Origin of the sequence: Paenibacillus piri (assembly GCF_004354045.1) — a bacterium.
In the GTDB taxonomy this organism is placed as follows: domain Bacteria; phylum Bacillota; class Bacilli; order Paenibacillales; family NBRC-103111; genus Paenibacillus_S; species Paenibacillus_S piri.
This window is the reverse complement of sequence record NZ_SMRT01000006.1, coordinates 21,069-36,582: the sequence shown is the minus strand read 5'-3', so window position 1 is coordinate 36,582 and position 15,514 is coordinate 21,069. Positions and strand designations below refer to the sequence as shown.

The window sequence follows — 15,514 nt, the reverse complement described above, 5'->3', positions numbered from 1 at the left end:
CGTCACTAGCGCGTTTTACGCAAAATTTTGTACGTCTTAGCCTTTGCTTGAACAAAAAAACAGCAGGAGTATCATTCCCCTGCTGTTTGGCTTTTGTAATTACACAGTTTTGACAAAGTAAGCAACGATGAGGGTCAATAGAAAGAAAACGACCGCCAATCCCATCGTCAAACGATTCAAAAACAGCTCCAAGCCGCGCGCCTTTTGCTTACCGAACAGATGCTCCGCACCCCCGGAGATGGCACCGGATAAACCTGCGCTTTTTCCTGGCTGCAGCAGTACGGCTGCAATCAGACCAAGTGACGCGATCACCAGTATAATTTTCAAAGCTAATTCCATGTTTCCACCTCCTGCAGACATCAATCGTAACAGCGTTAAGGCCGCAACAGCCAACCGATCTAGATTAAGAAAATAGACACTATTCGGATTATAGCATAAAGTTGTCCTACTGGCAAACCGTGGAGCTTGGCTGTCCGCATAAAATGTCATAAAGCGCGTCGTATTCGCCCGCTTCTTACATCCCCCGGCATGCCGCCGACAAAGCATAACATCGTAAAACCGCACTCATTGAGGACATTAGTCTTGTACAACGCCTGTCTCCAAGCCATACCCGAATCCTCATCATCTATTCATAGTTCGGATACTGCTGTCTCGTCGGCCGCGGGCCCGATCTTCTCCCGCCCAGAAAAGCCTGGATCGCGCTCTTGGCGCACCACAACGCAAACAGTGTAAACAAGACGGACCAGCCGATTGCAGGGATAGCCGTGATCCGGCTTAAATTGGTCGCATCGCCGGCCGCCGCCGGATTTTCCAACGAATAAATGATTAACGAAATCGGACCGAGCACCGATTCCTCCAGCGTCAAGAACGCCAGCAGCAAATAGTAAAAATCGCTCAACCAGCGCGGCATCAACGCCAGCATAACAATCGTCAGGGCGATAAAACCGACCAGCCACATGATGCCGAATTCATTGCGCACGAATAGAACCAGCGAGATAATCGCTAACAGCGTAATCACCTGCAAACCGAACCGCTGCTTGCCCTTGGCCCGCATTTTGAACAAAAATACGGCGAATAGCGAAGCCGTCATATAGCCCGCGAGCGAGATCGGAATTTGGCTCCAGTTGTTCATCACTCTCGAATAGGTGACACCGCTATGGTTGGCAAACAGCTCGATATACATCACTTGGCCCGATAAAGCCAACGTCACGACCGCATGCCCGAATTCATGAATCATCGTGTCCAGGTTGCGGAAAAACGACGAAAAAGGGATCAAGCGAGTGAGAAAGGCCGACCCTATTAGAAAAAATACAGTCTTTAACCAGTTGCTCATCGGTGATCCCTCCGGGGATTATGTGAAAGATGGCCCAAAAATCATCACGGACCCTGCTATTCGTCTGCGGGTTACCACATCACCTGCGGCGGCTGTTGAAATCATGTTCTTTTTGACTATACCTTGCGGGTATAACACGATTTCAAAGGCCGCACGTAAACTCTCCGGTGATGTGCAACCCTCCGCCCCCGGCGTCCGGCAGATCTCAGATCCATCTTTCACATATGTATTTTATTAAAGTGCGAAGACGGCAGCTAAGTGAACGCCGCTTGAGTATATAAAGCATTGTCGGCCAAACAGGCCGGCAATATACACAATGCTTAAGACGCGGCATGACCCGTCGCCTTAAGCATTGTTAATGCAGAGCGCGGGATGCGCTCTTTTATATTATTTGAAGTTCTTCAGGTTGTAGAACGCTTTTTTGCCTGCATATTGGGAAGATTCGCGCAGTTGGTCTTCGATGCGAAGCAACTGGTTGTACTTCGCTACGCGGTCCGTACGGGACGGAGCGCCGGTTTTGATTTGACCGGCATTCGTCGCTACGGCGATGTCGGCAATCGTGCTGTCTTCGCTTTCGCCCGAACGGTGGGAAATAACGGCGGTGTAGCCTGCGCGTTTGGCCATTTCGATCGCGTCGAACGTTTCCGTCAGCGTACCGATTTGGTTGACTTTAACCAGGATGGAGTTGGCGATGTCGCCTTCGATGCCTTGGGACAAGCGAACGGTGTTGGTTACGAACAGGTCGTCGCCGACCAACTGAACTTTGCCGCCCAGTTTGTCCGTCAACAGCTTCCAGCCTTCCCAATCGTCCTCGGAGCAGCCATCTTCGATCGTGATGATCGGATACTTGTCCACCCAAGCAGCAAGGAAATCTACGAACTCGGCGGATGTAAACGATTTGCCTTCGCCTTCGAGGTGATATTTGCCGTCTTTGTAGAACTCGGTCGACGCTACGTCCATACCGAGGAATACGTCGACGCCCGGCTTGTAGCCTGCGCGCTCGATCGCTTCCAGAATGGAAGTGATCGCTTCTTCGTTGGAAGCAAAGTTAGGAGCAAAGCCGCCTTCGTCGCCGACTGCCGTGTTCAAGCCTTTTGCCTTCAATACGGATTTCAGGCTGTGGAAAATTTCCGCGCCTGTGCGAAGCGCTTCTTTGAACGAAGGAGCTCCTACCGGCAATACCATAAATTCTTGCACGTCTACGTTGTTGTCCGCATGCGCTCCGCCGTTGATGATGTTCATCATCGGAACCGGAAGCTGCTTCGCGTTGAATCCGCCCAAGTATACATACAGCGGAATGTCCAAAGCTTCGGAAGCGGCGCGGGCTACAGCCATCGATACGGCCAGGATCGCGTTAGCGCCCAGCTTCGCTTTGTTCGGCGTGCCGTCCAATTCGATCATTTTGTTGTCGATGCCGACTTGATCCAAAGCGTCGTAACCGATCAGCTCGGGAGCGATGATGTCGTTCACGTTCTCAACGGCCTTCAGAACCCCTTTGCCCAGGTAGCGGGACTTGTCTCCGTCGCGAAGCTCAACAGCCTCGTAAGCGCCTGTAGATGCGCCTGAAGGCACGATAGCGCGGCCTCTGGCACCGGACTCCAGAAACACTTCCACTTCCACGGTCGGGTTACCGCGGGAATCCAATACTTCACGAGCGTACACATTACTGATCGTTGTCATGATTTCGAAACACTCCTTATTAGACATTTTATGTTGTATCAGGGCGCGAAACCCTGGTGACACTCTATTGCGCGGCGCAGCGCGCCGTTAAGCTAGATTAATGCAGCGCCCGTCATTTCTGCCGGCTGCTTCACTTCCAGCAGTTTCAGCACGGTCGGAGCAATATCTGCCAAAATTCCGTCGTTTCTTAGTGTAACATGTTTGGAGGTGACAATAAAAGGGACCGGATTCGTCGTATGCGCCGTATTTCGCGTACCGTCGGGATTCGTGACCAGATCCGCATTGCCATGGTCAGCCGTAATCAACGCTACGCCGCCTTTGGCCAATATCGCTTCCACCACTTTACCGAGGCATTCATCCGTTGCTTCGACCGCTTTGACGGTCGGCTCCAGCAGGCCGGAATGTCCGACCATATCGGGATTGGCGAAGTTCAAAATAATGACGTCCTGACGCTCCGCTTCAATCTCCGCCACCGCGGCCGCGGCGACTTCGTAGGCGCTCATTTCCGGCTGCAGGTCGTAGGTGGCAACCTTCGGCGATGGAATCAGAATGCGGGTCTCGCCAGGCAGCTCTTTGTCCCGTCCGCCGCTGAAAAAGAACGTGACATGCGGATATTTCTCGGTTTCGGCAATCCGCAGCTGCTTCAGTCCGTTTTGCGTCACAACCTCGCCAAGCGTATTGTCCAGGTTTTTCGGCTTATAAGCGACAAACCCGTCGACCGATTCGCTGAATAGCGTCAAGCAGACGAAATACAGGCTTTGCGGGCATTTCTCACCGCGGTCAAAGCCTTGGAAATCGCTGTTCGTAAACACCTGCGACAGCTGAATGGCGCGGTCCGGGCGGAAGTTGAAGAAGATGACCGAATCGCCTGATTCAACGAGCCCTACCGGACTTCCGTCCGCTTTAACGATCACCGTCGGCATGACGAATTCGTCGAACACCGATTTTTCGTATGATTCCAAAATCGCCTTCATCGGATCGCCGTACTGCGGGCCTTCACCGTATACCATCGCGCGGTACGATTTTTCCGTACGCTCCCACCGCTTGTCGCGGTCCATCGCGAAATAACGGCCTTGAACGGTCGCAATCCGGCCGACGCCGATTTCTTCGATCTTGGCGAGCAGCTGGCTCATGTACTGCTTCGCGCTGTCCGGCGCCACGTCGCGGCCGTCCAGAAACGCATGAATGTACACGTCTTTGAACTGCTCTTTTTTGCACGCTTCCAGCAGCGCGAACAAATGTGCGATATGGCTGTGTACGCCGCCGTCCGACAGCAGGCCGTACAGATGCAGCTTTTTACCGTTATCCCTCGCATGGCGAATCGCCGCAAGAATCGTTTCATTATCGAAAAATTCGCCTTCGCGAATCGATTTGGAAATACGGGTCAAATCCTGATACACGATGCGCCCCGCTCCGATGTTCAAATGGCCCACCTCGGAGTTGCCCATCTGTCCTTCGGGCAGTCCTACCGCTTCCCCGCACGCCGTCAATGTCGTATGCGGATATTCGTTCCAATACCGGTCGTAGTTCGGCTTGTTGGCCTGAGCGACCGCATTTCCCGTGACTTCGCCGCGAAGGCCGAAGCCGTCCAATATAATGAGCGCTACCGGTTTGGGTCTGGACATTTTACTTGGCCCCCTCAACCAGCGCTATGTACGATGCCGGCTCCAGGCTGGCGCCGCCTACAAGCGCTCCGTCGATATCCGATTCCTGCATATATTCCTTAATGTTGTTCGGCTTCACGCTGCCGCCATACTGGATACGGACCGCATCCGCCACCTGCCGGCTGTACAAACCTGCAATCAGCTCGCGAATGTAGCCGATAACTTCGTTCGCATCCGCAGCCGTTGACGATTTGCCGGTTCCGATCGCCCAGATCGGCTCGTACGCTACAACAACCTGTGCAGCCTGCTCTGCGCTCAAGCCGGCAAAAGCGCCTTCCGTCTGCACTTTGCATACCTGCTTCGTTTGGCCCGCTTCGCGTTCTTCGAGCTTCTCGCCGACGCAAACAATCGGTGTCAGGCCATGCTTGAACGCCGCCTGCACTTTCTTGTTCACGATCTCGTCGGTTTCCGCAAAATAGGCGCGGCGCTCGGAGTGGCCGATAATGACGTAGTCGACGCCCAGATCCTTCAGCATCGCACCGCTGATTTCGCCCGTATAGGCGCCGCTGTCTTCGAAGTGCACATTTTGAGCGCCCACCTTCAAGGAAGTGCCCTTAACCGCCTCGACTAGCGCAGGAAGATTGGTAAACGGAGCGCAGATCACGCTTTCCACGCCGTCCACTTCCGCCTTGCCTTTCACTTCGCTGACAAACGCCGTCGCTTCGCTTACCGTTTTGAACATTTTCCAGTTGCCGGCAATGATAGGTTTACGCATGCTTGGTCAACTCCTTTATTTTAACTGTGCGCGCCGATCCCGGGCTTCTGTCCCGTTCCTGACGGCCCATATTCAAATGCATATTACTTGTCGTTCAATGCAACAACGCCCGGCAATTGCTTGCCTTCCATGAACTCCAGCGATGCTCCGCCGCCTGTGGAGATATGATCCATTTTGTCGCCAAGATGGAATTTCTCGACCGCCGCCGCAGAATCTCCGCCGCCGATTACGGTATAACCCGCTGTAACCGCGCATGCTTGAGCGACCGCTTCCGTACCGTTTTTGAATGGCTCCAGCTCGAACACGCCCATCGGTCCGTTCCATACGACAAGCTTCGAATTTTTGATCGTGTCCGCATAAATTTCGCGCGTTTTCGGTCCGATGTCGAACGCTTCCCAATCCGCAGGAATCTCGTTGATCGGCACAATTTTCGTATTGGCCGAAGCGCTGAAATCGTCGCCGACCACGACATCGACCGGCAGCAGGAAGTTGACGCCTTTTTCCTTCGCCTTGCGTTCGAACTCCTGCACCAGCTCCAGGCGGTCGTTATCGACCAGCGATTTGCCGATTTCATAACCTTTGGCCTTGAAGAAGGTGTAGGACAAGCCGCCGCCGATGATGATGTTATCCGCCAGTTCGATCAGCTTTTCGATGACTGCAATTTTATCCTTCACCTTTGCCCCGCCGACGATCGCCGTAAACGGACGCTCCGGATTGTTCAACGCTTTACCCAGTACATCCAGCTCTTTCTCCATCAGCAGACCGGAAACCGCAGGCAAATGGTGAGCGATGCCTTCAGTCGAAGCATGCGCACGGTGAGCCGCGCCGAATGCGTCGTTCACATACAAATCCGCCAACTCGGCAAAAGCTTGCGCGAGCGCCGGATCGTTCTTCTCTTCGCCTTCGTAGAAGCGGACGTTTTCGAGCAGCAGCACGTCGCCGTCCTTCAATGAAGCCACCTGTGCTTTTACGGCGTCGCCGATCGCTTCGTCCGCTTTGGCTACCGGCTTGCCCAGCAGCTCGGACAACTTAACAGCCGCAGGGGTCAAACGAAGCTCCTCGACCACTTGGCCTTTAGGACGGCCCAAATGACTTGCCAAAATAACCTTGGCGCCGCGTTCCGTCAAATATTGAATCGTCGGTACCGTTTCGCGAATGCGCGTATCGTCGGTAATGCGGCCATTTTCCAAAGGAACGTTAAAATCTACCCGTACAAACACTCTTTTGCCGCCGACTTCTACGTCGCGCACACTTTTTTTGTTCATCCCGCACAGCCTCCCGTTTTTTTCTATTTACACACAAAAATTGTGGATATGCCGCTTTTGATTGAAAAGGTTCTTCGCGATAATAAGCAAAAGGGAGTGTACCGAAGCGCGTCACCGAGTATCCTTTGAAGTTTTATCCCAATAAAACCAAAACTCCACTCAAGGAATATAACTTCAACAGCTACTGCAGGTACACTCCCTTTGCTTAAAAGAACGGAGCGTTTTTCATCAAACTTGCGTCATAACCACAATTTCAACTTACAGACCTTTTTTCGCGACAAATGCAGCCAAATCTACAACGCGGTTGGAATAGCCCCACTCGTTGTCGTACCAGGAAACGACTTTCACCAGGTTGTCGCCAACGACCATTGTGGACAAAGCGTCAATTGTGGAAGAAGCAGGATCTCCATTGTAATCGCTCGATACAAGCGGTTCAGCGGAATAGTTCAAAATGCCTTTCAAAGGACCGTTAGCCGCTTCTTGCAAAGCTGCGTTCACTTGGTCGACCGTTACGTTTACTTTCAGCTCGGCAACCAGATCGGTTACGGAAACGTTAGGCGTAGGCACGCGGAAAGACATACCGTTCAATTTGCCTTTCAGCTCAGGCAATACCAGGGATACCGCTTTGGCGGCGCCGGTTGTGGACGGAATGATGTTTTCAGCCGCTGCGCGGGCACGGCGCAAATCTTTGTGCGGAAGATCCAGCACGGATTGGTCGTTCGTGTAAGAGTGAATCGTCGTCATCATGCCTTTGACGATGCCGAATTTTTCGTTCAATACTTTGGCGAATGGAGCCAGGCAGTTCGTTGTGCAGGATGCGTTGGAAATGATCGTATGCGCCGCAGGATCGTATTTGTCTTCGTTTACGCCCAATACGATCGTGATATCTTCGTCGGTTGCAGGTGCGGAGATGATGACTTTTTTAGCGCCGCCTTTCAAGTGCATGGAGGCTTTTTCTTTCGCTGTGAAAATACCTGTCGATTCAACGACGATTTCGACGCCGTTAGCTCCCCAAGGCAAGTTTTCAGGGTTGCGCTCTGCAAATACTTTTACCGCCTTGCCATTAACGATCAGCGCGCCTTCCGTTGCTTCAACCGTTGCGTTCAATTTGCCGTGAGTCGTATCATATTTCAACAAATGCGCCAGCGTGTTAACGTCTGTCAAATCGTTGATAGCTACAATTTCAACCTCAGAATTGTTCAATGCCGCACGAAATACGTTACGACCGATACGTCCAAAACCGTTAATACCTACTTTAACCATGTGAAAGTCCTCCTAAAAATTTATAGTTTTATGTCAAGACAGGCGGGGGCCCGTCAAGATGTCAGCATTCTCACGACTTCCACGGCAGCTGCCTCATCGGTGACAAGAATATCTTCCCGTCCGAATTGGAGCACGGAAGCAATCGCCACGCCCTTGCTTTTTCCGCCGGCAACGCCGATCACACAATCCATTTCCTGAATGTCTTCGATGCGCAAGCCCACGGTAGGCATTTTATGTAAAATTTTACCCCCGCGGTCAAAATAATAACCGAACGCTTCGGCCAACGCCCCGTCGTTTTGCAAACTGGCCGTCGTGGCTTCATCAACCTTGCGGCGCCGCGCCATCACCATAGCTTCTCCTATGCCGTGAATGACGATTCGGGCCTTGCGGATGAACTCGATAATCTCCAAAATCGTGCCGTCCTGCATGAGCGACTGATAAGCCTCCTCGCCCAAATGGTCGGGCACATGCAGCAGCCGGTAGCTGGCTCCGGTCTTCTTGGCCATCGTCGATGCAATCGTGTTGGCCTGAAAGTCGACGCTTTCTCCGAGTCCGCCGCGCGCCGGCACAAACCAGCAGCCTTTCAGCGAAGTGGACGAGGTCAAGTGATAGGCCACCTCCGCCATCGTTGAGCCTCCGGTTACGGCTATGACTTCGTTCTTGGACACGTACTTGCGGAGCACGGCAGCGCCTGCACGGCCCAGCTCCTTCTTCGTATGCGGCGAGGTGTCCGAGTCGCCCGGTACGACAACAACCTGCTTCAAGCCGTAATAGGAGCGGATTCGTTCCTCCAGCTCGTTCAGGCCGAACAGCTCCTTCACCATCGGCTCGATGCTTTCGAGCAGCTGCCGCCCGGCAACGCTAATCCGCATGCCGGAAGTCTCGATTTCGATCAAGCCCTGCGCCTTCAGGAAATCGACCTCGCTGCGCAAAATACGCTCTGTCGTGTTCAGCGATAACGCCAGTGTGCGCCGGCCGACCATACCCGAAACCATGATGTGGTGAAGTATCGTATACCGTTCCTTCATCGTGTCCAACAAATCCGGCAGAAGCTGTTTTTGAATATCGAGGATTTCTCTCACAGAACAACACTCCTGACCGTGATGTGGACGTTTTTCGTCCCAGTACTACATTTTAAGTCCCACAACTTCCAAAAAAAGTACTAAGCTTTCACTTAGCTATACTCATTATATAGAATCCGTTTTGCTTTTTCAACTAAAAATCACAATTTCGACAAAAATCCGCGTTTCAAGCTTCACCGGACTTTATGCCTGAAAAAATTACAGAGCTGAGGGTTGCTTTTTCGTTCGCTATATCATATAATAACTTTTGCTCGTCAAATTTTCCTTCATATATACGCGCTCGTGGTCCAATGGATATGACGTAGGCCTCCGGAGCCTGAGATCAAGGTTCGATTCCTTGCGAGCGCGCCATTATCAAATTCAACCTTTCAACCTCTTCATTCTGTGGCTGTCCATAAAGGCAGCTTCGGGGCGGGAGGTTTTTTTAAAGCATTCGTTTGACCTTTCTTGACCTTTGTTTGTTTTTCCGCTATGATGGTTATAGTGTTACCAATAACATCCGTGCAGCGGCCGCTTCGAATATATACAGCCGGCTGTCACGATGATTTTAAGGAGGCTGCAACCTATGAGTTTTATTCCAATGGTAGTTGAACCCGATGCAAGAGGGGAACGCGCATACGATATTTACTCCCGTTTGCTGAAAGACCGGATTATATTTCTTGGAACGCCGGTTAACGATGTTGTAGCGAACTCCATCATTGCTCAGCTGCTGTTTCTGGCCGCTCAAGATCCGGATAAAGACATCAGCCTGTATATTAACAGCCCTGGCGGATCGATCACTTCCGGCATGGCTATTTACGATACGATGCAGTTTATCAAGCCGGACGTCTCTACGATTTGTGTCGGCTTGGCCGCCTCGATGGGCGCTTTCCTGCTCGCTGCCGGTGCGAAAGGCAAGCGGTTCGCGCTGCCGAACAGCGAAGTGATGATCCACCAGCCGCTCGGCGGCGCGGAGGGCCAGGCAAGCGATATCGAGATTCGCGCGAAGCGGATTCTTAAAATGCGCGACAAGCTTAACACGATATTGGCCGAACGTACCGGCCAAACCTTCGAACAGATCGAGAAGGATACCGATCGCGATAACTTCATGTATGCCGAAGAAGCCCGCGCATACGGCCTGATCGATAAAGTCATCGAGCGCATTTAACGGGCAGCGACGGGTGTCCCGCCCGATTCGCCGCTGTCTATCGTACAAAAAAAACGTTCCGCAGCCCTGCAATGAGCAGGCGCAGCGGAACGTTTTTTTCGTTTATCGATAAATCCGGCCTATCTGTCGTCCAATGGATAGAAAATCAAATCAATCGGGAACGCGGAGCCCGCCGGCGGAGTAAATTCAATATCGAGCGAGTCTTCCTTGCCGGTCGTTTTGGCCAATATTTGCATGCCGTCGAACGCGGTAATGACCCCGGATTCAGGGACCAGCCGGATTTCTCCGTTGATCTTGAACGGCCCTTTAAACACGCCGCCGTAAGCCAAGAGCATAACCGCCATCCGCCGCGGCTTGTCGGCGTGAATTTTATAGACGACGCCATAGTTGCCCTCGTTTAATACATTTTGCTTGCGCAGCGGGTCATACCCCGGCTGGAACGGATCGGTTTTCCCGTCGCCCAATATTAGCCTCGACGGTGTTGTGAAGCTGCTTGCATCGATATTCCAGTTCACTTGCGACACCTGGAACGAGCCTCTTACATGTCCTGTGAACGGAAGTAGCGGAAGCTGGTTCAGCGTGTTCTGGTTAATCTGATCGGTGGCCACGAACGAAAATTGAATTTCGCCGTCCGTCTCCACATCGTAGAACAGGTTGACGCCTTGTCCCGGATAAAACTCTGGCATTTGCGAGTAAATAAACGTTTGTTTCGGCGGTACGACCATCGAATCGTTCAGCGGGTCGTTTATCAAAAAGTCTACGGACGCCTCGTTTCCGATCAAATTGGCATAGACTGACGGCCATACTTCGCCTTTGCTGGTCGTTTTGATCGTTACCGGCTTATCGGTATTGTTCTTCGCCATAATCGCCAGCGTAACCTTTTCCCTCGTTCCGTTAATATGGTCGGCGTACAAACGTCCTTTGCCTTTTACCGTATCCTGGTACAAGATGCCTTTTTCCGTAAATTCCTCGGGACTGTCGCTGACCAGCAGCTTTCTCGATTCGTCAACCGTTACCTGCTTTGGCAGCTGCGGCAAGCTCCAGAAATTGCCCCACAGCATACTCCAGTCGGTCTTGATAAATCCGCCGACCGGCTTCGTGTAGATCGGGTATTCAATCGCGCTCAAATACGTTTTATCTTCAATCGTAATGTTTCGCGTATATTTTTCGCTTTTACTTCCGTGTCCGTCCCACACAGTTAACGAAATCGGAAATGTGCCGGCCGTGAAGAAAGCTTCTTCCTTCCCCGTCCATTCATACTTGACGATGCCTTCCGCATCCGGATCGTAGCTTAAATCGACATATTTCACAGGTTCGCCGATTTTATATACTTGCTTGGCGAACGTAAATTTGGCCACAGGCTTCGAATTGCCCGTATCCGGTATATAAATGCCGCTCGGCGTCCGGGAATGAATGATTTCTACACGGCGCAGCTCGTCGTTATAGGTGTAGCGTGCGCCCATATAGTCGGCCAGCCAAGTCAGTTTAATTAAAAGCCGGCCTTCCTTGCTGATCGAAGCCGCAGAGTCGAAAGGTTGCATCATCCCGTTAATCCATACCGATTTGTTATCGCTGTCGAGCACAATATTAAAACCGGGCGTCGTCATTTCGACCTGGCGGGTCTTTTCATTCCATTCCACCTTCATGCCCAATGCATCGCCTAAAAATTTGGCGGGCACGAACATTTTATCTTTAATGATCGTAGCCGGCGAATCGAGCGTGACTTGTTTGCCATTTAAAAAAGCTTCGTTTTTGTCAACGTAAAGCAATATGTAAGTAGAGCCTGTTGACATTGACTGCGCCGCTGATGCAAACGCGGTGGAAAATACGGCGAACAATAAAGTAATAACGGCGATTAACGATAGCTCTTTCCTCATCTGTTTCATCTCATCCCTGGGCTCCTTTAAAATAAAAAAATACAAAAACAAGCAAAAAACCTTTTCCAACGAAGATACGTCATAATAGACGCTCTTACTAAGAAAAGGTTGCGCTTTTCTTTGTATCCCATACGAATCATTATATGGAAATGTGTCCATTCCGTGCAGACCGCCGCGCGAAAAAGCTTTCATTCAGCAAGCCCGCTGCGGCCGGTTATTGGTTCTCCAATTCTTCCTTGCTGACCAAAGTGACTAAAGCGTTTACAGCCTGTTCTGCGTCCGAACCTTCCGCACTAATATAAACTTCCGTACCTGTGCTGATCGCCAGGCTCATGATCCCCATAATACTTTTGGCGTTTACTTTCTTCTCATCCTTCTCCACGAAGATTTCGGAAGAAAATTTGTTCGCCTCTTGAACGAAGAGTGCCGCCGGTCTGGCATGAAGGCCTGTTTTCAACTTCACAACTACTGGGCGTTTCGACATTCCAACCAATACCCCCTACAATCTTAAATTGCAAATGACCATTCTCATAAATGACCATGAAAAAGCGATTTTTCAAATATTATATCATTTTTCAATACGATACACTAGGAATATTGCAAATTTACACAAAAAATCTATATTTACCGTTATGTTTTTCGGATTTTTTCCGCCAATTCATCGATTTTGCGAAGCCGGTGGTTCACACCGGATTTGCTGACGCTTCCTTTTAACAGGTCGCCGACTTCCTTCAGGTTCATATCCGGATGCTTCATCCGGATTTCTGCAACCTCTCGCAATTTCTCGGGTAAATTTTCCAAACCGATCTCTTTTTGCAGCAGCCGGATGTTGTCGATCTGCCGAACCGCCGCACCGATCGTCTTATTCAGGTTGGCCGTCTCGCAGTTAACCAGGCGGTTCACGGAGTTGCGCATATCCTTCATAATCCGGACGTCCTCAAACCTCAGCAGCGCCTGGTGAGCGCCGATCAAGCTCAGGAACTCGATAATCTTCTCGCCTTCCTTGATATAGAGCACAAATCCTTTTTTGCGTTCGATACAACGCGCATTCAAATCAAATTCATTGGCCAATTCGCATAAAGCCTGACAATGCTCCTCATACATCGAGGATATTTCCAAATGATACGAGGAACCTTCGGGGTTGTTCACCGAGCCTCCGGCCAGAAAAGCCCCCCGCAAATAAGCCCGCTTGCAGCAGCTGTCGTGAATAATGTCTTCCTCGATGCCCGCTGTGAACATAAACCCTTCGGACACGATCTGCAGCCGGGCCAAAATTTCCTGTACCTGCTGCGGTACCCGTACGATGTACACATTGTTTTTTTTCAAACGCATCTTTTTACGAACCAGCAGCTCGGTATGCACTTGAAATTTCTTTTTCAGCAAAGAATAAATCCGGCGCGCGATAGCCGCATTCTCCGTGGAGATATCGAGCACGATCCGTTGGTTCGTCAGCTGAACGGAACCGTTCATCCGGATTAAGGCCGACAGCTCCGCCGTCTCACAGCAATCATCCGATTGAATCATCGTTAATTCTTTTTTCGTTTGTGAGGCGAACGACATGAAAAATCACCTCTTCTTTGTCATCCAGCTTTCCACCAACTGATAGATATGCTGGCTCAGCTTTTCAGCGTCGTGGCGAAGGTATGTGCGAAACAGCACCAATTGGTCGGCAATGACCTTATAGCCCTTCTTCGTAACCTCGTCCAGATCGAGATGAACGACCTTGGCGCCTTTCTCCGCGTACCTGCTCTGCACCTGGGGCGGAATTTCCCCATTGTTTACAATCACATAATCGAACAAGTTTTGCCCCACATGCTCATGAACCGCCCGCAAATGGTCGCTCACCGAATAGTTGTCCGTTTCCCCCGGCTGCGTCATAACGTTGCATATGAATATTTTGAGCGCATTCGACTCGACAATCGTCCGGCTAATTTCAGGCACAAGCAAATTCGGTAAAATACTTGTGTACAAGCTTCCCGGTCCGATCAGGATCGCATCCGCTTTGCGCAGAGCGTCGATCGCTTCCGGCAGGGGCGACACTTCGGCAGGCTCGATAAATACGCGCTTGATGATTTTACCGGCTTTCGGAATTTTGGATTCGCCTTCCACAATCGTGCCGTCGGCCATCTCCGCCTTCAACACGATCGCATGGTTCGCCGCCGGCAGCACCCGACCGCGAACGGCAAAAACACGGCTCAGTTCCCTTACGCCCGTCACAAAATCACCGGTAATATCTCGCATCGCTGCCAGTATTAGATTGCCCAAACTGTGGCCCGCTAATCCCTGTCCTTTTTGAAAACGGTACTCCAGCATTTTGCCGAGCAGAGGCTCTACGTCGGCAAGCGCCGTCAGAACGTTGCGGATGTCTCCCGGCGGCACCATCTCCAGTTCGGAGCGTAGTATACCCGAGCTGCCCCCGTCATCGGCGACCGTAACGATTGCGGTAATATCCATCGGTTTCTCCTTCAAGCCTCGAAGCATGACGGATAAACCTGTACCGCCGCCGATAACTACGATCCGGGGCTGATCACTTATTTCGTGATCCTGAATCATTTTTTCACCTCAACCCGATCCCGCTCCGAGTCGCGATGACTGACCCGTACGATTTCCGTTTCACTGTTATCCATCATTTTACCCAAGTATTCGGCAATCGCTACGGAACGGTGCTTGCCGCCCGTACAGCCAATCCCGACGACAACCTGACTCTTGCCCTCTTTCTTATACTGCGGTACCAGAAAGTGGAGCATATCGAGCAGCTTGGCTAAAAACTCCTGTGTTTCGCTCCATTTCATGACGTACTCGTACACATCCGGGTCTTGGCCGGTATTTGGCCGAAGCGCATCCACATAATGCGGATTCGGCAAAAACCGCACATCGAAAATCAAGTCGGCGTCAATCGGAATCCCGTACTTGAACCCGAACGAGATGACATTGATGGAAATGCCGCCCAGCTCCAGATTCGTAAACCGGGACACGATTTTCTCCTTCAGCTGCGCAGGCTTCAGATTGCTCGTATCGATCACCTGGGTGGCTACGCCCTTCAGCTCCTCCAGCAGCTTGCGCTCCTGTTGGATGCCTTCCAGCGGAGCTCCTGTGGGCGCCAGTGGATGCTTGCGCCGGCTTTCTTTATAGCGCTGCACCAGAATGGCGTCGGTTGCGTCCAAAAACAAAATCTCGTGAGTCAACGTATGATTTTCCTTCACGAACCGAAGCGATTCCGAGATCGAGGTGAAGAACTCCCGGCCGCGCAAATCAATGACGAGCGCCACCTTGCCGATGCGGCCCTTCGACTGCTCGATCAGTTCGGCAAATTTCGGAATTAAAACAGGGGGAAGATTATCCACGCAGAAAAAACCGAGATCCTCCAAGCTTTGCACCGCGATCGTCTTACCTGCTCCTGACATACCGGTAATAATGACCAGCTTGCCCAAGGTATGCATTTCTTCCATGGGTAACTCCTCCTCCACCGGGCTCGGAGTTCCATCGGG

The 15,514-nt window shown here is 51.5% G+C and carries 14 protein-coding genes and 1 tRNA gene; 2 read left to right on the top strand and 13 right to left on the bottom strand.

The window, feature by feature from the left end:
* Window positions 1–99: 99 nt before the first annotated feature.
* From secG to E1757_RS14345, 8 genes are all read right to left on the bottom strand, one after another.
* Complete coding sequence (gene secG, locus E1757_RS14380; protein ID WP_133229199.1) at window positions 100–339, bottom strand: preprotein translocase subunit SecG; 240 nt, start codon at window positions 337–339, stop codon at window positions 100–102.
* A gap of 286 nt (window positions 340–625) precedes the next feature.
* Window positions 626–1,333 carry a M50 family metallopeptidase gene (locus tag E1757_RS14375; RefSeq protein ID WP_133229197.1) on the bottom strand — a complete coding sequence of 236 codons (708 nt, stop codon included), beginning with the start codon at window positions 1,331–1,333 and terminating at the stop codon, window positions 626–628.
* Window positions 1,334–1,720: 387 nt separating this feature from the next.
* Entirely contained in the window at window positions 1,721–3,013 is a 1,293-nt protein-coding gene (eno, locus tag E1757_RS14370; protein WP_133229195.1) for a phosphopyruvate hydratase, read from the bottom strand.
* A gap of 92 nt (window positions 3,014–3,105) precedes the next feature.
* Window positions 3,106–4,638 carry a 2,3-bisphosphoglycerate-independent phosphoglycerate mutase gene (gene gpmI, locus E1757_RS14365; RefSeq protein ID WP_133229193.1) on the bottom strand — a complete coding sequence of 511 codons (1,533 nt, stop codon included), beginning with the start codon at window positions 4,636–4,638 and terminating at the stop codon, window positions 3,106–3,108.
* 1 nt (window position 4,639) lies between these two features.
* Window positions 4,640–5,392 (bottom strand): triose-phosphate isomerase, encoded by a 753-nt coding sequence (gene tpiA, locus E1757_RS14360; protein WP_133229191.1) that lies wholly within the window; start codon window positions 5,390–5,392, stop codon window positions 4,640–4,642.
* Between the two features lie 83 nt (window positions 5,393–5,475).
* A complete protein-coding gene (locus E1757_RS14355) occupies window positions 5,476–6,657 on the bottom strand; it encodes a phosphoglycerate kinase (protein ID WP_133229189.1) in 1,182 nt (393 codons plus the stop codon).
* Window positions 6,658–6,915: 258 nt separating this feature from the next.
* Window positions 6,916–7,920 (bottom strand): type I glyceraldehyde-3-phosphate dehydrogenase, encoded by a 1,005-nt coding sequence (gene gap / locus E1757_RS14350; RefSeq protein ID WP_133229187.1) that lies wholly within the window; start codon window positions 7,918–7,920, stop codon window positions 6,916–6,918.
* A gap of 53 nt (window positions 7,921–7,973) precedes the next feature.
* Window positions 7,974–9,002 (bottom strand): sugar-binding transcriptional regulator, encoded by a 1,029-nt coding sequence (locus tag E1757_RS14345; RefSeq protein WP_133229185.1) that lies wholly within the window; start codon window positions 9,000–9,002, stop codon window positions 7,974–7,976.
* Between the two features lie 276 nt (window positions 9,003–9,278).
* Here E1757_RS14345 and E1757_RS14340 point away from each other — a divergent pair.
* Both E1757_RS14340 and clpP read left to right on the top strand, forming a co-directional pair.
* Window positions 9,279–9,353, top strand: a tRNA-Arg gene (locus tag E1757_RS14340).
* A gap of 214 nt (window positions 9,354–9,567) precedes the next feature.
* Entirely contained in the window at window positions 9,568–10,149 is a 582-nt protein-coding gene (gene clpP / locus E1757_RS14335) for an ATP-dependent Clp endopeptidase proteolytic subunit ClpP (RefSeq protein WP_133229183.1), read from the top strand.
* Between the two features lie 119 nt (window positions 10,150–10,268).
* On the opposite strand, the gene E1757_RS14330 is transcribed toward clpP, so the two are convergent.
* The 5 genes from E1757_RS14330 to rapZ all read right to left on the bottom strand — a co-directional run bounded on the left by E1757_RS14330 (window position 10,269) and on the right by rapZ (window position 15,475).
* On the bottom strand, window positions 10,269–12,035 hold the full coding sequence (locus E1757_RS14330) for a stalk domain-containing protein (protein WP_133229181.1): 1,767 nt from the start codon (window positions 12,033–12,035) through the stop codon (window positions 10,269–10,271).
* Between the two features lie 205 nt (window positions 12,036–12,240).
* The gene (locus E1757_RS14325) at window positions 12,241–12,510 is read right to left on the bottom strand and encodes an HPr family phosphocarrier protein (protein ID WP_076230567.1); all 270 of its coding nucleotides are present in this window, start codon (window positions 12,508–12,510) and stop codon (window positions 12,241–12,243) included.
* Window positions 12,511–12,656: 146 nt separating this feature from the next.
* On the bottom strand, window positions 12,657–13,586 hold the full coding sequence (whiA, locus tag E1757_RS14320; RefSeq protein WP_133229179.1) for a DNA-binding protein WhiA: 930 nt from the start codon (window positions 13,584–13,586) through the stop codon (window positions 12,657–12,659).
* A 6-nt stretch (window positions 13,587–13,592) separates the two neighbouring features.
* A complete protein-coding gene (locus tag E1757_RS14315) occupies window positions 13,593–14,579 on the bottom strand; it encodes a gluconeogenesis factor YvcK family protein (RefSeq protein ID WP_133229177.1) in 987 nt (328 codons plus the stop codon).
* On the bottom strand, window positions 14,576–15,475 hold the full coding sequence (gene rapZ / locus E1757_RS14310; RefSeq protein ID WP_133229175.1) for an RNase adapter RapZ: 900 nt from the start codon (window positions 15,473–15,475) through the stop codon (window positions 14,576–14,578). Before rapZ ends, E1757_RS14315 begins: the two co-directional genes overlap by 4 nt.
* Window positions 15,476–15,514: the final 39 nt, after the last annotated feature.